Annotated in this window: 18 protein-coding genes; 12 read left to right on the top strand and 6 right to left on the bottom strand. The window is 66.1% G+C overall.

The annotated features are described in order from the left end of the window. From AB7E83_RS24410 to AB7E83_RS24435, 6 genes are all read left to right on the top strand, one after another. Window positions 1-869 (top strand): RHS repeat-associated core domain-containing protein (locus tag AB7E83_RS24410; protein ID WP_428573437.1); only part of this gene is annotated, 869 nt, incomplete at its 5' end. Then, on the top strand, window positions 854-1390 hold the full coding sequence (locus AB7E83_RS24415) for a hypothetical protein (RefSeq protein WP_428573438.1): 537 nt from the start codon (window positions 854-856) through the stop codon (window positions 1388-1390). The genes AB7E83_RS24410 and AB7E83_RS24415, both read left to right, overlap by 16 nt. A 58-nt stretch (window positions 1391-1448) precedes the next feature. Beyond that, window positions 1449-1895, top strand: coding sequence for an SMI1/KNR4 family protein (locus AB7E83_RS24420; RefSeq protein ID WP_428573439.1), 447 nt, complete (start codon window positions 1449-1451; stop codon window positions 1893-1895). Between the two features lie 425 nt (window positions 1896-2320). Continuing rightward, a complete protein-coding gene (locus AB7E83_RS24425; RefSeq protein ID WP_428573441.1) occupies window positions 2321-2917 on the top strand; it encodes a hypothetical protein in 597 nt (198 codons plus the stop codon). A gap of 221 nt (window positions 2918-3138) precedes the next feature. Next, the gene (locus AB7E83_RS24430) at window positions 3139-3552 is read left to right on the top strand and encodes a hypothetical protein (protein ID WP_428573442.1); all 414 of its coding nucleotides are present in this window, start codon (window positions 3139-3141) and stop codon (window positions 3550-3552) included. 52 nt (window positions 3553-3604) lie between these two features. Next, window positions 3605-4681 carry a 3-deoxy-7-phosphoheptulonate synthase gene (locus tag AB7E83_RS24435; RefSeq protein WP_428573443.1) on the top strand — a complete coding sequence of 359 codons (1077 nt, stop codon included), beginning with the start codon at window positions 3605-3607 and terminating at the stop codon, window positions 4679-4681. Between the two features lie 10 nt (window positions 4682-4691). Here the strand turns inward: AB7E83_RS24435 and AB7E83_RS24440 are convergent, their stop codons facing one another. The 4 genes from AB7E83_RS24440 to AB7E83_RS24455 all read right to left on the bottom strand — a co-directional run bounded on the left by AB7E83_RS24440 (window position 4692) and on the right by AB7E83_RS24455 (window position 8451). Continuing rightward, window positions 4692-5702, bottom strand: coding sequence for a Bug family tripartite tricarboxylate transporter substrate binding protein (locus AB7E83_RS24440; RefSeq protein WP_428573444.1), 1011 nt, complete (start codon window positions 5700-5702; stop codon window positions 4692-4694). Then, the gene (locus tag AB7E83_RS24445) at window positions 5699-6451 is read right to left on the bottom strand and encodes a class II aldolase/adducin family protein (RefSeq protein WP_428573445.1); all 753 of its coding nucleotides are present in this window, start codon (window positions 6449-6451) and stop codon (window positions 5699-5701) included. Before AB7E83_RS24445 ends, AB7E83_RS24440 begins: the two co-directional genes overlap by 4 nt. A gap of 33 nt (window positions 6452-6484) precedes the next feature. Next, window positions 6485-7504, bottom strand: coding sequence for a Bug family tripartite tricarboxylate transporter substrate binding protein (locus AB7E83_RS24450; RefSeq protein WP_428573446.1), 1020 nt, complete (start codon window positions 7502-7504; stop codon window positions 6485-6487). Between the two features lie 101 nt (window positions 7505-7605). Further along, window positions 7606-8451: an IclR family transcriptional regulator gene (locus AB7E83_RS24455; RefSeq protein WP_428573447.1), complete on the bottom strand. Its 846-nt coding sequence runs from the start codon at window positions 8449-8451 to the stop codon at window positions 7606-7608. A 114-nt stretch (window positions 8452-8565) separates the two neighbouring features. Here AB7E83_RS24455 and AB7E83_RS24460 point away from each other — a divergent pair, with 114 nt between their 5' ends. From AB7E83_RS24460 to AB7E83_RS24475, 4 genes are all read left to right on the top strand, one after another. Next, window positions 8566-9783, top strand: coding sequence for a CaiB/BaiF CoA transferase family protein (locus tag AB7E83_RS24460; protein ID WP_428573448.1), 1218 nt, complete (start codon window positions 8566-8568; stop codon window positions 9781-9783). Next, window positions 9780-11459, top strand: coding sequence for a thiamine pyrophosphate-binding protein (locus tag AB7E83_RS24465; RefSeq protein ID WP_428573449.1), 1680 nt, complete (start codon window positions 9780-9782; stop codon window positions 11457-11459). The genes AB7E83_RS24460 and AB7E83_RS24465 overlap by 4 nt, the downstream gene beginning before the upstream one ends. Before the next feature lie 88 nt (window positions 11460-11547). Beyond that, entirely contained in the window at window positions 11548-13095 is a 1548-nt protein-coding gene (locus AB7E83_RS24470; RefSeq protein ID WP_428573450.1) for an acyl-CoA synthetase, read from the top strand. A gap of 54 nt (window positions 13096-13149) precedes the next feature. Continuing rightward, window positions 13150-14292 (top strand): FAS1-like dehydratase domain-containing protein, encoded by a 1143-nt coding sequence (locus AB7E83_RS24475; RefSeq protein WP_428573451.1) that lies wholly within the window; start codon window positions 13150-13152, stop codon window positions 14290-14292. A 1-nt stretch (window position 14293) separates the two neighbouring features. Here the strand turns inward: AB7E83_RS24475 and AB7E83_RS24480 are convergent, their stop codons facing one another. Beyond that, a complete protein-coding gene (locus tag AB7E83_RS24480) occupies window positions 14294-15184 on the bottom strand; it encodes an alpha/beta hydrolase (RefSeq protein ID WP_428573452.1) in 891 nt (296 codons plus the stop codon). Between the two features lie 48 nt (window positions 15185-15232). Further along, window positions 15233-16147: an NAD(P)-dependent oxidoreductase gene (locus AB7E83_RS24485; protein ID WP_428573453.1), complete on the bottom strand. Its 915-nt coding sequence runs from the start codon at window positions 16145-16147 to the stop codon at window positions 15233-15235. Window positions 16148-16312: 165 nt separating this feature from the next. On the opposite strand from AB7E83_RS24485, the gene AB7E83_RS24490 reads away from it, so the two are divergent. Then, entirely contained in the window at window positions 16313-17275 is a 963-nt protein-coding gene (locus tag AB7E83_RS24490; protein ID WP_428573455.1) for a Bug family tripartite tricarboxylate transporter substrate binding protein, read from the top strand. 191 nt (window positions 17276-17466) lie between these two features. Then, window positions 17467-18312, top strand: coding sequence for a Bug family tripartite tricarboxylate transporter substrate binding protein (locus AB7E83_RS24495; protein WP_428573456.1), 846 nt, complete (start codon window positions 17467-17469; stop codon window positions 18310-18312). Window position 18313 lies beyond the last annotated feature (1 nt).

The following is an 18313-nucleotide window of genomic DNA, read 5'->3' on the forward strand; positions in this document are numbered from 1 at the left end:
CGGTGTGGCAGTGGCCCTATTCGGCGTTCGGGGACAACAAGCCGACAGGCATCCTGGCCGCGACGCCGAATCCGCAGGTGGCGCTGACGAATCGGCCGCTGCTGCTGAAGACGACGAGTCCGAGGCAGGGGCTGGACCTTGCGTTTGCGGGGCAGGTGCGGGATGAGGAAAGTGGGTTGAGTTACAACGGATATCGGTATTTCTGGGCTTTGGGCGGCATATACACGCAAGGCGACCGCATTGGATTGAGTGGCGGGATGAACCGCTATGGATACGCCAACACGAACCCATTCAAGTTCACGGATCCCTATGGTCTCTTTGGCTGGGCCGATATGCCTGCTTTACCCCGTAGCACCGTCGACTTTATTGCCGGCTTCGGCGATTCCATGTCATTTGGACTCACGGGGTATGCCCGTACCGCCATGGACATCAATGAAACCGATCAGTGCAGTGAAGCGTATGCTGCCGGCGAGATTGCAGATCTGCTGTTCCAGACTGGGGCGTTCGGATTGTCTGTGGGACTGAAGGCCTTGGCGGCGAACGCATCGCGTACCGGAGCCAGGGACGCCGCGCGCCCCTTTGTTTCGGGTTTCAGGTCCAATGGACAATATCGAGGAGGCTACGTGCATCACTCCAACCCATTGTTCGGTCATCCCGGTGGCGCACCTGCCATGTTCCCCACGGGAGGACTTCCCGCCAGCATGCACAGCGGCGCCTGGAATCTGAAGTGGTTCGCCGACGGTACTAGCCACTCTGCGGCGCACCAGGCAATGCGCAGGATGGAGTCTGGCTGGGCAGCGTTCAACAATCCGGCAGCAACCGGGGCTCGTGCCGCTCGCGATGTGGCGCAATCGTGCTTCTGCCGTTGAAGGAGGTTGAAGTGATATGGCTGACACTCCTCGGCGTACTGCTTGTGCTCGGCTACTTCTTCCTTTCCGGAAGAGACGGCGCGACGGAGGCTGCTCCGATGCGCGACGACTTCATTCCCACCGTGTCACTTGAGGAAGCGAGAGCGGGGGTCCGTGAACTTCTTGCAGCTGGCATCTACGTGAGTGATCCTCCGGCGCTGAATGTGGAGGCGCTGAAACAGCTTGGACCTATCACCCGAGAGTTTTTTATGACTTACGGGAAAATTTGGTCTGAGGGGGGTGGCCTGGAGCTCGCTGCGACCGCTGTAGCATCCTCCGAACATCGACCGGGTCACCTCTCGATTGGACACAGCGAGGATTGGGACATTGTTCAGCGACCTGGACAAGACGAGGTGTTCATCGTGGAGGGGAGTGAGGGGCTGGCCTCGGCACCGGAAATTTGTTTCTCATCGGTTTATCACCTCCTTGTTGAGGAGGCGGGAAAGGATTCAGCTTCTCGCTGGGCGCACGCCGGCCGGTGACCCCCGGTGGAGCCTCCTCATTCATGACCACTTGTGGATGCACGCGATGAATTCGAGCGTGGAAGAACTTGCCAAGTCGATTCTGTCGGCACGGCGCAAGGGTCTCTTCCGAACGAAGCGGATTTTTGAGCCGTACTCCACTCCTAACTCCGACGATCTCCGCAGGATTGAAGCGGCATTGCCCATTCCGTTGCCAAACGAGCTCCGTACATGGTTGCTCCTGGCAGGTTTCGGAGACATCGGCGAAGAGTTGAGCTTTCGCGAGGAGTGGTTCGCGGCCATCGAGAGCGGCCCGCTGAGGGGAAGTACACGATTTGCTCAGGACATCCTGGGAAACTTCTATGCGTTCGATCTCAGCGGCAGCATCTACTACATCTGCAGATCGGAACCCAAATTCGCGCCACTATCGAACAGCTTCTTCGAGTTCATCGACGAGCTCGTGCGCCGTGATTACCATATTGTCGAATGGGTGAGTGCTCTCGATTCGCAGCCCTACGAATGGTAAATCAGGATCCGCGCCAAATCCTGCCAAGCGGTGATCCTGTCGCAATGACATCGCGAGCCACTCAGTGGCGACTTGTCTACAGGAGCCTCCAACAGTGCCTGTCGGGGCTCGGTGCTGAGAACGCATATGGTGAAGGCGACTACTGGCTGGTCGACGAAGACTACGGGGACTGCACTCAGAAGCTGTGTGTTCACCGGCTATCGCTATTCGCGCCGTCACTTGTTGTCGGCCTTCAGAAGACGTTGCGGTCCTTTCCCGAGTGGCGTGTCATGGTCCAGATTGAATTCGCGTTGCCGGGTGTGAAAGACGCGTCGTCTGGGTTCATAGTTTTTGCAGATCGCATCGAGGAACATTGGGATCGCAGTCGAGTCGAGGAGATCGTCAGTCGCCTTCGTCTGAGGTAGCTGCGCAAAAGATGGAGGGGAATGTCACTCGATGATGCTCCATATGTCGCAGGCCTCGAGGACACCCGCATCCGACGAATCCTTCCGCTCATCTCGATCAGCACCGACCACCTCGGCGCGCCGAGGCTGATCAAGGGGTGCTGCGGGAGGCCTGTACGGGTCAGGTGGCGCGACATTGTCTGGATGCTCATGTCGACGCTTATTGAAATTCTGAAGCGGCTGTTTCTGCCTCGCGTCGAGCTCTCGCGAGTCGAGCGGACAATTTTCGATTCCGTAGTGAAGATGCTCCCACCTCGCGAAGCTGAGATATGGGCGAAGCAGCTCGCGGTGGTCAACAAGATTCACCGGAGCCCGGACGGAAAAGAAATCAACCTCTTTTCGATGCGCAGGGGCAAGTCGGACTTCCCCGATGAACTCTGCTTCAACTTGCGGGAACCGTTCAAAATCGCAGTCGTCGACCTCTCCGCTGGAAAGTGCCGACTCCGAGGTCGCGTGTGGTGTGTGAACGGCCATGTGTTCTCGATCGAGTACAAGACGTCGTGGAAGAATTTCGATAAGGAAGCCGTAGGTGATCTCACTGTTCATTGCCACCTCGAGACCTCTCCCGTGGCTGGCTGAATGAGCGGGTTGCTCAATCGGAGACTCCGCCCCGTCGGGAATTCATCGTGCGTTTCGACTCAAGGCTATCGGGGCCCACTCTTGGCCCGCAACTCGATCATGGAGGAACGGACCTGGAAACCAGACGCCGGGTTCGGGCCAGGAAAGACACCACTGACTCTTCGAGCGAAATCAGGAGTGACGCACGAACCTTGCTTCTCCTTTTGCCGGAGAAGCGACAGATGTTTCCCTTGAGCACCTGCGCATTGACGCGAGCCCAGGCCGGCCGCCGGGAACTGGCAAAGGAATATCGGAACGCATTCATCCTGGACGGCGTCGAAAATTCGCTTCGGCGATTCGAGAAGGTCAATGTGGTGGCACCTTGGGGCGACACCGCCGCACGCCGGCTTTTGAGTCGGCTCACGGATGCTTGGCGGATTTCCGTCACTCTCACCGAGCCTCTTTCGTATGAACTCGAGGATGTGAAGCGGATGGTCGTCGACTGCCTGGGCGCACCGGAGACGATTGATGGACTTTCTGCGGACGCCGTCGACCTGAGACAAGTGGCCATGGATATTCAGGGTTCGCATACGATTTCCGATCTACTTGTCGCACTCAGATTGCCGCCTCCGGAAGAAGCGCTGGACGTGCTCTGAAGCCGAATGCTTGGAGGGTCGATCAGCCCCTCGTTCGACTATCCTTCCAAGGATGTCCCCAAGCCTCCCCCTCGAAGACGAGCCCGGCGCCGCAGGCGTCGAGGACGTCCGCATCCGCCGAATCCGTCCGCTCATCTCGCCCGCGCTGCTCCAGTCCGAACTGGTCGCGGACGACGACGTCAACAACTTCGTCCAGCGCAGCCGCCGCGCGGTGGCCGACGTCGTTCATGGACGCGACCCGCGCCTGCTGGTCGTCGTCGGTCCGTGTTCGATCCACGATGGCGAACAAGCCCTCGAATACGCGGGAAGGCTGCGCAAGCTTGCGGGCGAACTCGGCGACCGGCTGCTCGTCGTGATGCGCGTCTACTTCGAAAAGCCCCGCACCACCGTCGGCTGGAAGGGCTACATCAACGACCCCCGCCTCGACGACAGCAATCGCGTCAACGAAGGCTTGCGGCTCGCCCGCAAGTTGCTGCTCGAGATCGCGCAGATGGGCGTGCCGGCCGGCACCGAGTTTCTCGACCTGTTGAGTCCGCAGTACATCTCGGACCTCATCTCGTGGGGCGCCATCGGCGCACGCACGACCGAGAGTCCGAGCCATCGGCAACTCGCCTCGGGCCTGTCGTGCGCCATCGGCTTCAAGAACGGCACCGATGGGAGCGTGCAGATGGCTGCGGATGCGCTCGTCGCGAGTCGCGCCTCGCATGCCTTCATGGGCGTGACCAAGATGGGCGTCGCCGCGGTGTTCGAGACGGCCGGTAACGAAGATTGCCACGTCATCCTGCGCGGCGGCGCGCGCGGGCCGAACTACCAGGCGCCGGAGATCGAGGCCGCGTGCGCCGCGCTGCGCAAGTCGGGCGTGGTCGAGCGCGTGATGGTCGACTGCTCGCACGGCAATTCGCAAAAGGACTTCGCGCGGCAGGTGAGCGTCGCCGAAGACATCGCCGCGCAGATCGAAGGCTGCGAGCGGCGCATCCTCGGCGTGATGATCGAGAGCCATCTGCGCGAGGGCAAGCAGGCGCTCGAACCGGGAAAGCCGCTGCAGCACGGCATTTCGATCACCGACGCATGCCTGGGCTGGGAGGCGACGGAGGCGGTCATGCGCCGCCTGGCGCGCGCGATTCGTTAGTGGCCGAGCTTCACTGCACCTGAATTTTCGCGTTCTTCACGATCGCCTCGGTCCTGCTCAACTCGTCCCCGATCAGCGCGCGGAACTCCGCCGGGCGGGTGCCGCCCATGAGCGCGGGGTCGTAACCCAGGCCGACCAGGCGGCCCTGCGTCGTGGGCTCCGCCACGGCCTTGTTCAGCGCGTTCGCCAGCGCCTCGACTCGCGCGGCCGGCACGCCGGGCTCGACGAAGAGGCCGAAGAAGAAGGGGCGGAACACGCCGCGCAGCTCGGGCATGCCCAGCTCGGGGATCGACGGCGCATCGGGATAGATCGGCGAGCGGCGGTCGGCCAGCGTCGCGAGCAGCTTGATCTTCCTGTCCTGCACGAAGCCGCGCATGCTGCCCATCTCGTTGATGTACACGCCGACGTCGCCCGAGATCATCGCGGGCAGCACCGCCGCCGTGCCCGAGGGATAAGGCACATGCGTCATCCGCGCGCCGGTGGCCGCCATGAACTGTTCGGTGGTGAGATGCGCGATCGCGCCGACGCCGACCGAGCCGAAGTTCACCTTGCCGGGATTCTTCTTCACGTACTCGACGAGCTCCTTCACGGAGTTCACCGGCAGCGTGTTGCTGACGAAAAGGCCGAGCGGCGCCTGCACCACGCGCGCCACCGGCGTCAGGTCCTTGCGCACGTCGAACTGGCCGTGCTTCTTGATCGCTTGGTCGACGACGATCCCGGAGGAGAGGAAGAGCACGCTGTAGCCTTCGCCGGGGCTCGAAAGCACCGAACGGACCGCCACCATGTTGTTGCCGCCCGGCCGGTTCACCGCCACGACAGGCTGGCCGAGCTGCTGCGCAAGGCCCTCGCCGACCATGCGCGCGGCAACGTCGGAGGCCGAGCCGGCCGCGACGGGAATGACGAGCGTCACGGGACGGCTGGGAAAATTGTCCTGCGCGTGCGCGGCGGTCGCGGCGGCGAGCGCCAGGACGACGGCGCCCCATGCGCGCGCGAGAGGATGCTGGAAGACGGTTTCGGTCATGGTTCCACCCAGGTGAATAGATCGGCGTCGGTCCGCGCGAGGCGACGGTAATGCGAAGTCCACAACCGTGGCACGACGATACGACGGTAGCTTCCCTGACCCCGGCGCACTTCCGCAAGGGGGATTTCACTGCCGCCCGCTGCGCGCACCTCGACGTGGTAGCGCGCCGACGCTTCGAGCAGCATGGCCAGGCCGGTCGTGTGCTCCAGGTCGGGGCCGACGACGATCGCGCCGTGGTTCTTCACCATCAACACGCTGCGCGTTCCCAGCGCCTCGATCACGCGATGGCCCTCCACCGGCGGGCGCGTGCCGTCATCGGCGAGGAACGCCTGCTCGTCGAACAACACCACGCTGCCGACGTTGTACATGCCGATGGGCTCGCCGGTCGCGGCGACTACGCTCGCGAAGTGCGAGTGGAGGTGGATCACGCAGCCGACATCCGGCCGCGCGCGATACAAGGCGCAGTGGAACTCGACGGCGGGCGACACGTCGTGATCGCCCGACAGCAAGCGGCCGTCGAGGTCGAAGCGCATCACGCTCGCCGGCGTGGTCTCGTCGAAGTACTCGAGCGGCGTGGTCCAGAAGCTCGCGCCGTCCTCGGCGCGCATGCTCACGTGGCCGCCGATGCCGCTTTCGCAGCCCGCGCGCGCGAGCATGCGGCGCGCCGCCGCCACGCGAAAGCGGGGGTCGCTTTCCGCCAGCGGCGCCGTGCCCGCGGGGCGGTGGAAGAATCGGGCGGCGGTGTGCATGGCGCCGTCGTGCCGTGGTCGTGAACGAGCGCGCTACTGCGCGACCGCGATTCCCGCGTCGCGCACCACGGCCTCGGTCCGCGTGAGCTCGTCGTTCACGAGCTTGCGGAACTCCGCGGTCGACATGCCGCCCATGGCCGAACTCGCATAGCCGAGGCCGTTCAGCCGCGTACGCACTTCCGGGTCCTCCATCGTGCGGTTCACCGCGCGGTTCAGGAACTCGACGCGGTCGGGCGGCGTGCCGGGCGCGACGTAGATGCCGTAGAAGAACGACGCCGTGAAGTTCCGCAACTCGGGCACGTTGATCTCCGGCGCGGCCGGCGCGTCGGGATAGATCGGCGACTTCACGTCCGCCAGCGTTGCCAGGACCTTCACGCGCTTGTCCGCGACGATGCCTTTCATGCTGCCCATCTCGTTGATGTACAGCCCCACGTCGCCCGAAACCAGCGCGGTGAGCACGGGCGCCGTGCCGGCCGGGTAGGGCACGTGCAGGAATTCGGTCTTGGTGGCGAGGCGGAAACGCTCGGTGTTCAGGTGGATCACCGAGCCGACGCCGGGCGATGCATAGGTGAGCTTGCCGGGGTTCCTGCGGGCATAGGCGACCAGTTCCTCGACGCTGTTGACCGGCAGCGTGGCGCTCACGAACACGCCGAGCGGCGCCACGGAAACGCGCGCGACCGGAATCACGTCCTTGCGCACGTCGAACGTGCTGCCCTTGCGAACGACCTGCTCCGCGGCGATGGCGCTCGCCGAGAACATGAGCGTGTAGCCGTCGGCCGCGACGCCGCGCGCACTGTTGATCATCACCATGCCGGAGCCGCCCGGGCGATTCACCGGCACCACCGTCTGCTTGAGCTGCCGCGCGAGGCCGTCGCCGACGATGCGCGCGACGACGTCGCTTGCCGCGCCGGGGCCGTAGGGGATCAGCAAATTCACGGGCCTGGACGGAAAAGCCTCCTGAGCCGAGGCGGGAGAAGCTGCCGCGAGCATCGCGCACGCCAGCGCCGCGATCGAGGCGAGCGCAGGCTTGCCCGCGTTGAAGAGGTTGAACATCGCTTGTCTCCGAATTGTGGTCGCGTCCGCATTTCAGCAGGCGCTCCTCGCGTTGTCAATGCGATATGAAAATTGTCCAAAGACAACGATCTGGAGAAGCCTCAACCCTGCGCCAGCAGCGCGGACAGCTTGTCCGCGCGCTCTTTCAGGTCCCGGCCGATGCTCGCGCCGCGCGCCGCGTCCTGCGTGCCGACGCCGACGATCACCAGCGAATGCGTGAGGCGTCCGTTGCGGTCGAGGATCGGCGCGGCCACGATGGTCACGCCGGGGATGTAGTTGCCCCGGTCGATGCTGTAGCCGCGCTGCCGCACCGCCGCGACTTCCTTGCGCCAGGTCGCGAGGTCCGGCGCGTTGCCCCAGCGCACTTCGCGAAATTTCCTGTCGACCTCCGCGGCGGGCAGGTCGGAGTAGGCCGCGGCCAGCCGGCCCGTGGCGCTGATGAGTGCGGGGAAGCGGCTGCCCACGTCGACGTGCAGTCGAAACGGCGTCTTCGACTTCGACAGCGCGAGCACCGTCATGTGCTCGAGCCCGGTCACGTCGCAGCCGACGGCGGTGGCGTTCCACTGCGCGCCCAGCTCGTCGAGCACCGGCTGCACGGTGGCCGGAAAGCTCAGGCGCTCGAGCACGCTGCGCGCCAGGGCGAGCATGCCCACGCCGATCGTGTAGCGCTTGGTGGCGGGGTCGACGCGCGCGAGGTCCTCCTCGACCAGCACGCGCAGGATGTGCAGGCAGGTGCTCGTGACGAGTCCCAGTTCGTCCGCGATGGCCTTCACGCCCAGCGGCTCGGCCGAGCGCCCCAGCAGCCGCAGGATGGCGATGGAGCGCGTGACCGCGGGAACGGGGCGCACGCGGCGCGGCGCCGCCTTCTTCGCGGGCGGCGGCTTGTCCTCGACGCGCGCGCGGGTGCCGGGCGCGGTCGACTTACGAATGATTCGTGAGGTGGTCATGCCCGGCAGTGTATCGACAGATTTGTCTTTGGACAAACGCCATGCCACGTTTGACAAACGGTGCGGCCGCCTGAAGAATGCCGGCAACGACATTGCTGTGAAGGCGCACTCCCGGTGACCACTCCCTCGCAAGGCGGCGCACTGGCCGGCCTGAAGGTTCTCGACCTGTCCCGCGTCCTTGCCGGTCCGCTGTGCGCCCAGATGCTCGCCGACCATGGCGCGGACGTCGTCAAGCTCGAAGCGCCCGCGGGCGACGAGACGCGCATGCTCGGCCCGCCGTTCGACGCGAACGGCGACGCCGCCTACTTCGGCGCGGTCAACCGCGGCAAGCGCGACATCGCCGTCGATCTCTCGAAGCCGCGCGGGCGCGAGGTGCTGGAGCGGCTCATCGCGCGCAGCGACGTGCTGATCGAGAACTTCGTGCCCGGCACGATGGAGCGCTGGGGCCTGTCGTACGAGGACGTGCTCGCGAAGCGCCATCCGCGTCTCATCTACTGCCAGATCACCGGCTTCGGCAGCGACGGACCCCTGGGCAAGCTGCCGGGGTACGACGCCGTGCTGCAGGCGATGGCCGGGCTCATGAGCATCAACGGCACGCCCGAGAGCGGGCCCACGCGGCTGGGCATTCCCATCGTGGACCACCTCACCGGCTACACGGCGATGCAGGGCATCCTGCTCGCGCTCAACGCGCGCCACGCCACGGGACGGGGGCAGAAGGTGGAGGCGACCTTGTTCGACACCGCGCTCAGCCTGCTCATCCCGCACGCGGCGAACTTCCTCGCATCCGGGCGCGAGCCGCGCTTGCTCGGCAGCGCGCATCCCAACATCGCGCCCTACGACAAGTTCGCGGCGGCCGATGGCGAAGTCTTCCTCGGCATCCTGACCGATGCGCAGTTTCGCCGCTTCTGCGAATTCATCGGCCGGCCCGAACTGCCGGCCGATGCGCGCTTCTTGCGCAACGGCGCGCGGGTGGAGAACCGGGACGCCCTGCGCGAGGAAATCGAATCGGCGCTGCGCAGGCATCCGCGCGACGCGCTGTGCCGCGAGCTCATGGCCATCGGCGTGCCGGCGGGGCCGGTCAACACGGTGTCCGAAGCGCTGGCGCAGCCGCACGTGCGGCACCGCGAGATGGTGGTGGAGCGCGGCAGCTACAAGGGCGTCGGTCCCAGCGTTCGCCTGAGCGAGACGCAGGCGTCCGTGCGCAGCGGCCCGCCGCTGTTCGCGCAGCACACGGAGGACATCCTGCGCGAAGCGGGCTTCGATTCACGCGAGATCGAGTCGCTGCGCGTCGACGCCGTGCTGGCGGCTCATCGAGGAGGGACGACGACATGACAGCCGCGACCACGACCATCGTGTACGAAGCGCTCGCCGCGCAGATCCGCGACGCGGGCATCGAAGCGGTGTTCGGCCTCATGAGCGACGACACCGCGTTGCTCATCGCAACGCTCGACGCGCTGGGGGTGCGCTTCTACGGCGCGCGGCACGAGAACATGGCCATCGCGATGGCCGAGGGCTACGCGTCCGCGACGCGGCGCCTCGGCGTCGCGCTCATCGGCCGCGGGCCGGGGACGGCGAACGGCTTCAACGCGGCGATGTACGCGCAGCGCTCGGGCTCGCCGGTGCTGCTGATCCTGGGTGCGGCCGCGACGAACACCGCTGCGGATCTCAAGGACCTGAACACGCCCGCGGTGCTTGCGGCGGCCGGGCTGCGAGCCGTGGTGGCGAGCGACGCCGATGCGGTATGCGCGAACTTCGTCGATGCTGCCAGCCTGGCGCGCGACACGGGATGCGTCGCCCTGCTGGTGCCTGCGGACGTGCTGCGCCGTCCGTTGGCGGCGCCTATGCGGCCGCTTGCACTTGCCGCGCCGCCGCCCGCCCTTGCGGCCGCGAAAGAAGAACTGGAGGCCGCCGTCGCGGTGCTCGCCGAAGCGCGCCGCCCGCTGATCGTCGCGGGCCACGGCGCGCATCTCGCCGGCGCGCGCGAGGCCATCATCGAACTTGCCGAGCGGACCGGCGCCGTGCTCGCGACGACGCTCAAGGCCAAGGACATGTTCCGCGGCCATCCGTACAACGTCGGCATCGTCGGATCGTTCTCGCAGCGTCATGGACGGCGCTTCATCGAAGAGGCCGACTGCGTGATGGCGCTCGGCGCGGGAATGAACACCCGCACGACGGCGAACGGCACGGCGCTGCCGCGGGGCCCTGTCATCCACGTCGACCGCGAACGGGCGCACATCGGCCGCTGGCTCGCGACGGACGTCGCGGTTGTCGCGGACGTCCGGCTCGCGGCCGAACAACTTCTCGCGCTGCTGCCCGCAAGGGACGAGGCCGAGCGCCCGTTCCACACGAAGGACACGCGCGACTGGCTCGCGGATGCGAACCCGGCCGACGAGTTCCAGATCGCCAATACGTCGCGCACGATGGACCCGCGTGCGCTCGCGATGGAGCTCGACCGGTTGCTGCCGCGCGAGCGCAACGTCGTCTACGACGCCGGCAACTTCGTGCAGGTCGAGCCCCTCATCTCGGTGCCGGGCCCCGCCTGCCTGAAGAATAGCTGGGACTTCTCTTCCATCGGCATGGGCTTCGGCACGGCGCTCGGCTTCGCGGCCGGCGCGCCGCAACGGCCCACGGTGTTCATGGTGGGCGACGGCGGCTTCCTCATGACACTCGGCGAACTCGAGACGACGGTGCGCGAGAACCTGCCGCTCGTCATCGTGGTGATGAACGACTGCGCGTACGGCGCGGAGCTGCATTACCTCAAGGAGCGCGACATGCCGGTGGCCACCGCCGCCTTCCCCGACGTCGACTTCGCGCCGGTCGCCGCGGCGTTCGGCTTCGAGGCGCACACGGTGCGCACGCTCGACGAACTGAGGGCGCTCGCGCCGCTGCTCGCCGTGCCCGAGGGGCCGATCCTTCTCGACTGCAAGATCAATGCATCGGTGGGCGCGCCATTCGTGCTGGAGGCCGCGGCGCGCGAGCGCGCGATGCGGCAATCGCCTCGTTCTTAGTTTGTATATAGACAAACACGAATTGTATTTGACAAACACGGTCCCGCTGCCCGATACTTCTCCCACGCCAGCGCACCCCAAGACACGCATGCACCGCCTCACCGACTACACGACCTACGCCGACGCGCAGCAGCACTTCGCGTCCGACAAGCTGTGGGAGCTGTTCGACGGCAACCGCGAGTTCTTCAACATCGCGACGGAGTGCGTGGACCGGCATGCGGACACGGGGCGCGACGCGCTGATCGTGCTGCGCGCCGACGGCAGCGAGGAGGTCATCACCTACCGCGCGCTGTCCGACGATTCCTCGCGTTTCGCGAACTATCTCGTCTCGCGCGGCGTGAAGGCCGGCGAGCGGGTCGCGATCATGCTGGAGCCGTCGCGGGCCTTCTACACCGCGATGTTCGGCGTCATCAAGAGCGGCGCGATCGCCGTGCCGCTGTTCACCCTGTTCGGGCCCGACGGCGTGAAGCTGCGCGTGCGCGACTGCGAGCCGGTGCTCCTCGTCACCAACGAAGAAAAGGCCGAGGTTGCGCATTCCGCAGGCGCGGCCGACGTGCTGGTGTTCGACGATGCTTTCGCGGCGACCCTGTCGCGGTTCGCTCCGGCGTTCGAAGTGAAGACCGAGGCGAACAGCCTCGCGGTGTTCCAGTACACCTCGGGCACGACGCGCGAGCTGCCCGAGGCCGTGCGCCACAACCAGCGGGCGCTGGTCACGCTGATGGTCGCCGCGCTGTACGGCACGGGCCTGCGCCCCGGCGACCGTTTCTTCTGCCCGTCGTCGCCCGCATGGGGCCACGGCCTGTGGCACGGCACGCTCGCGCCGCTCGCGCTGGGCCTGACCGTCGGCGCATACAGCGGCCGCTTCAATCCCGAGCGGCTGCTGAAGGGTTTGTCGCAGCACCGCTTCACCAACATGTCCGCCGCTGCCACGCACTACCGCATGATGAAGAACTGCGGCAAGGCGGGCGACTACACGTTCGCGTTCGAGAAGCTGTCGTTCACCGGCGAGCCGATCGACGACGACACGTCGGACTTCATCCGCCGCACCTTCGGCCTGGAAGTCTGCAGCATGTACGGCACCACCGAGATCGGCGTCGTGCTCGTGAGCTATCCCGGCGCGTCCGATTTCGCGGTGAAGCGCGGCTCGCTCGGCAAGCCGATTCCCGGCGGCCGCGTCGAGGTGCATGACGCACAAGGAAATGTGTGCCCGCCGGGCGTCACGGGCCAGATGTTCGTGTGGCGCCGCAACGGCTGGATCGCGACCAAGGACCTGGGCCGCACCGACGGGGATGGCTACTTCTATCACGGGGGCCGCGCGGACGACGTGATCATTTCCGCGGGCTGGACCATGAGCGCGGTGGAGATCGAGAACGCGATCCTGGCGCACCCCGACGTCCACGAAGCCGCCGTGATCGGCGTGCCCGACGAGACGCGCGGCCAGGTGGCGAAGGCGTTCGTCGTCGCCACGCGCGCGCAGAGCGACGACTTCACGCGCGAGGTGCAGGACCTCGTGCGCAACCGACTCAGCCAGCACGAGTATCCGCGCGTCGTCGCATACGTCGCCGAGCTGCCCAAGACGCCCGCCGGCAAGGTTCACCGCAAGGTGCTGCGCGAGCGCGAGCTGGCCGCGAGCTGATCGCCCGAACCCTCACAAGACCCGAGACCCGAGACACACAGGAGCCAAGAGACCATGTCTGAGAATGTCGAACGTACCTTCCCGAAGATCACCGAGAGCGGGCTCGAGGCCCTGCGCCAGCGCATCGGCGTGAAGATCGAGAACACGCTGGAGCCGTGGTGCCACGAAGCCACGCGCGACAACATCCGCCATTACGCCCACGGCATCGGCGACGACAACCCGCTGTGGTGCGATCCCGCCTATGCCGCGAAGACGAAGTACGGCACCGTGGTGGCGCTGCCCAGTTTCCTCTTCGCGACCAACCGCATCATCTCGGGCTACGTCGGCGGCCTGCCGGGCGTCCATGCGATGTGGTCGGGCGCCAACTGGACCTGGCACAAGAACGTGCTGCGCAACGACGAGATCCACACCGAGGCGCACCTGAAGGACCTGGTGATGCACCAGACGCGCTTCGCCGGCCGCGCCGTGCAGCAGATCTATCACGTCGACTTCTTCAACCAGTCCGGCGACAAGGTGGCCGAGGCCGACAGCTGGTGCTTCCGCACCGAGCGCGACCATGCGCGCGAGCAGGGCACGAAGTACAAGGAAGTGCGCAGCCGCGAGCCGCGCAAGTACACCGAGGAAGAGATCCAGGAGGCGTACAAGCTCTATCGCAACGAGGAAGTGCGCGGCGCGACGCCCCGTTACTGGGAAGACGTGAAGGAAGGTGAGGCGCTGCCCGTGATGTTCAAGGGGCCGATGACGGTCACCGGCTTCATCGCGTACGCGCAGGGCTGGGGCGGCCTCTACATCCGCGCCAACAAGATCGCGTGGAAGCTGATCGACGCGCACCCCGGGGTGGGCATCAAGAACCGCTTCGGCATTCCCGACGTGCCCGAGCGCGTTCACTGGGAAGAGGAGTTCGCGCTGGAAGTCGGCGCGCCCGGCGCGTACGACTACGGCCCGGAGCGCAACTCCTGGCTCACGCACCATCTCACCAACTGGATGGGCGACGACGGCTTCCTGCACAAGTCCGACTGCCAGGTGCGCCGCCACAACCCCGAGGGCGACATGCTGTTCATCAAGGGCACGGTCAAGCGCAAGTTCGTGGAGAACGGCAAGCACTGCGTGGAGATCGCGCAGGAAGGCCGCAACCAGGACGATGAACTGTCCGTGGTCGGCACCGGCGTGGTCGTGCTGCCTTCGAAGGGCCGCTGACCTAGTTCGCGTCGAAGGCGGCGCGGATCACCGCGCCGATTTCGGCGACGGCCTGCCGGCCTTCCGGCAGCACCGGATGGTAGTTCGGCCAGATGTGGAACATCCCCGGCCAGATCTCGAGATGCACTTTCACGTCGGCGAGCCCCGCCGCGCGTGCAAGCTGCACCGAATCGTCGAGCAGCGCCTCGGTGGAGCCGACATAGATCGTGAGCGGTGCAATGCCGCTCAGGTCCGCGCGCACGGGTGAGGCGAGCGGATCGTCGTTCAAGGCTTCGCCGATGTACTGGCGGGCGCAGAACTCGATGATCTCGCGGCCCACGACCGGGTCGCGCTCCGCGTTGCGCGCATAGCTTTCGCCCTTCGCGAGCATGTCGGTCCATGGCGACAGCAGCACCGCGCACGCCGGTTGATCGAGGCCCATCTCGCGCAGGTGCACCATGAGCGACACGGCCAGCCCGCCGCCCGCGCTGTCGCCGACGACCGCGATGTCCTTCGCCTTCGTGCCGAGCTTCAGCAGCGCCTGCCATGCAGACAGCGCGTCGTCGAGCGCGGCGGGGAAGGGCGCTTCGGGGGCGCGACGGTAATCGAGCGCGATGGACTTCGCCCTGGCCGCGCGGCCGAGCTCGGAGGCGAGGTGGCGGTGGCTGTGCAGCGAGCCGTAGACGTAGCCGCCGCCGTGCAGGTACAGGATCGTGCCCGCGCCCTGCGTGGCCGGCGTCGTCGTCGCCTCGGCCGGCACGCCGCCGAGCATCAGCGCTTCCGCGCGCGCATCGGCGGCGAGGGGGAACTTCTCGCCGAGCGAGTCGTAGATCTTGCGGCGCTCGGTCGTTTCGAGCGGCTTCGGCCGCGTGCGCAGCATCTGTTCGAGGGCCTGGTTGTCGGTGGAAGGCATGGGATCTCCAGTCCGTGAGTTCGTGAATTCGTTGTGATGAAGCGGCGGCTAGTTGCCGGCTTGCCTGTTTCCGATGTGCGTGCCGGCCGCCTGTTCGACGAGCCGGATGATCGCGGTGAAGTCGTCGTCGCGCAGGTCGTCACGCGCGCCGGCCGCCTGCCAGATGTCAGCCGCGGCGGCGATGACGGGCGAGGGCACGCCGAGATGTTCCGCCTGCGAGAGGCCCAGCCGCACGTCCTTGTCGATGATGGAGGTGCGCGCGCCGAATGCGAACGTGCGCGTCAACACCGCGTCGGGAAGAATGTCCGAAGTGGCGGCACTGCGCGCGGTGCCGGAGTTCAGCAGCGCGAGCATCTTCTCGGGGTCCAGCCCCGCCTTTGCGCCCATCGCCAGGCCTTCGGACGCCGCCACCATGTTCGCGGCGACCACCAGGTTGCACACGAGTTTCATCACCTGCGCCTGGCCGGGCTCGTCGCCAAGCACCGTGAGCTTGCCGCCGATCTTGCCGAGCCATGGCATGACGGCGTCGCGATCGGCGGGCGCGCCGGACACCATGATCGACAAGGTTCCGCGCAGCGCGCCGGGCACGCCGCCGGTGACGGGCGCGTCGACGCTGCCGATGCGGCGTGCGCCGAGCGTGGATGCGATCGTTTCCATGCACTGCCTGCCGATCGTCGACATCTCGACGTAGTGGCGCAGCCTCGCTCCGGCCGCGACCTCGGCCGCCACCTGCTCGCTGACTTCGTTGTTGGGCAGGGACGCGAAGACGATCGTCGCCGCATCCGCCACGGCCTTCGGCGACGCCGCGGCGATCGCGCCCGCGTCGACCAGCGCCTGCGCGGCCTCCGCGCGCGGGTCGTAGACGTGCAGGCGCACGCCGGCGCCGATGAGGCGCGCGGCCATCACGCCGCCGATCTGCCCGAGGCCGACGAATCCGAGGTCGAGTTGCCGTGGAGCGTTCATGTCGTGGGGAGTATTGGGACTCGCATGCCCGTTGTCAAACGCCGAGTCCATTTTGTTCCTGGACAAACCAATGAAAGTGTCTATGTACAAATCATGGCGACATTTGACAATCATGGACGCGCTCCGGATACTCGTCCGCCAGTCCACACAACGAGGAGACAGACGATGAGGTTCGTGAAGGGGGTTCGCGCCTGCGCCCTGGTTTCGGCGCTCTGCATGGTCCTGCCGCATGCCGGCGCCGCCGACGACAAGACCGTCCGGCTGGTCGTGTCGTCCCAGGCCGGGGGCAACAACGATACCGTCGCGCGCATCGTCGCGCCCAAGTTCGCGGAAGCCCTGGGCCAGCCGGTGATCGTCGACAACAAGCCGGGCGCCAACGGCATGATCGCCGCGAAGTTCGTCGCGACGGCGACCATCGACGGTACGGCGCTGCTCATCGGCACCACGAGCCTCGCCATGGTCCCGGCCACGCTGAAGGCGCCCGCGGTCGACGCGCGCAAGGACTTCGTGCCGGTGTCGAATCTCGTTGAAGTTCCGGTGGTGCTCGTGGCCGGCAAGGACTTCAAGGGCAACAGCGTGAAGGACATGCTCGCCATGGCGAAGAGCGATCCGGGCAAGCTCACGGTCGGCATCTTCGCGTCGAGCTTCATCTTCTACGCCGAGCGCATGGCGCTGGAGCCCGGCACGAAATTCACGCGCGTGCACTACAAGGGCATGTCCGACACCATGAACGACGTCGTCGCCGGGCGCGTGGACATGCTGCTGGACACCGTCGGCCTGCAGTTGCCGCACATCAAGGCCGGACGCACGAAGCCGCTGGCCGTATTCACCGCCAAGCGCCATCCGCTGCTGCCCGACACGCCGACGATGGACGAGACCGGCTTCAAGGGTTTTGCCGACAATCCGTTCGTGGGCGTGTTCGCGCCCGCGGGCACGCCGCCCGAGACGGTGCAGCGCCTCAATGCGGCATTGCAGAAGTCGCTGGCGCATCCGGAAGTGAAGGGCAAGCTCGAAGGCATGGGCTTCTCCGTGATCTCCGGCAATGCCACGGAATTCGCCGAGCGCTATCGCGCCGACGTGAACCGCTACGAAGACATCGCGCGCAAGGCGAACCTGCCGAAGGAATGATTCACCGGTCGAGAGGAGACAAGATGAAAAACGATGGCACCGCGGCTCATGTTTTCCAATTGCAGCGCAGGACCGCCGTCCTCGGTTCGGCGGCGTTCGTGGCTTTGCTGACGACGGGCTCGGTTCGGGCGAACGACCCTTTCCCGACGAAGACCGTGCGGATCGTCGTTCCGTATGCTGCAGGCGCAGGCATGGATCTTTGGGTGCGTGTGCTCGCGCCTTTGCTCGAAGCGCGCTGGAAGCAATCGGTCGTGGTCGAGAACCGTCCCGGCGCGAGCGGACTGATCGGCACCGAGTACGTGGCGCGAGCGCCTGCCGATGGGCACACGATCCTTGCCGGCAGTCAGACGACGGCGATGGCGAAGCTCACTTCGAGCGCGATCAAATTCGATCCGCAGGTCGACCTGGCTCCGGTCTACAAATTCATCAACTACAAGATCGTGTTCGCCACGAACGCGCAGACGGCGGCGCAGGCCAGGACCTTGGTGGATCTGGTTGCGCTCAGTCAAGCGAAGGGCGGACTATTTTTCGGCGGGCTCGGTGCGAGCTCCTCGATCAACGTGAGCAACGCGATCGTGAATCGCGCTCTGGGCATGAAGTTCACGAGCGTCGATTTTCCGGGCACCGCGCAGGCGATGCTCGCGCTGCTGCGCAACGACGTGCAGCTGGTGCTGAACACGCCGGGCGCGCTCAAGCCGTTCATCGATGCGGGCACGGTGGCGCAGGTCGCCGTGCTGTCGGAAGCGCGATTCAGCGACATGCCCGATGTGCAGTCGGTGCGCGAGGCCGGCTATCGCGGTTACGTTCCGCAAATCTGGAACGGATTGTTCGCGCCCCGCAATACGCCGCTCGCGATTCGCCAACAGATCGCGCGAGACATCCAGGCTGTGGCGACGACCGCGGAAGGCCGGGCCCTCTTCGACAAGTTCACGGGCGTTGTCCAGGTGTCCGCGCCGGAGAGCTTCGAGAAGGAGATGACGGAAGAGACGCGGGTATGGAGGGAATTCCTGGCGAGCATCAACTTCAAACCGGAGTAGG

Source organism: Ramlibacter sp., assembly GCF_050250995.1.
Lineage (GTDB): Bacteria > Pseudomonadota > Gammaproteobacteria > Burkholderiales > Burkholderiaceae_C > Ramlibacter.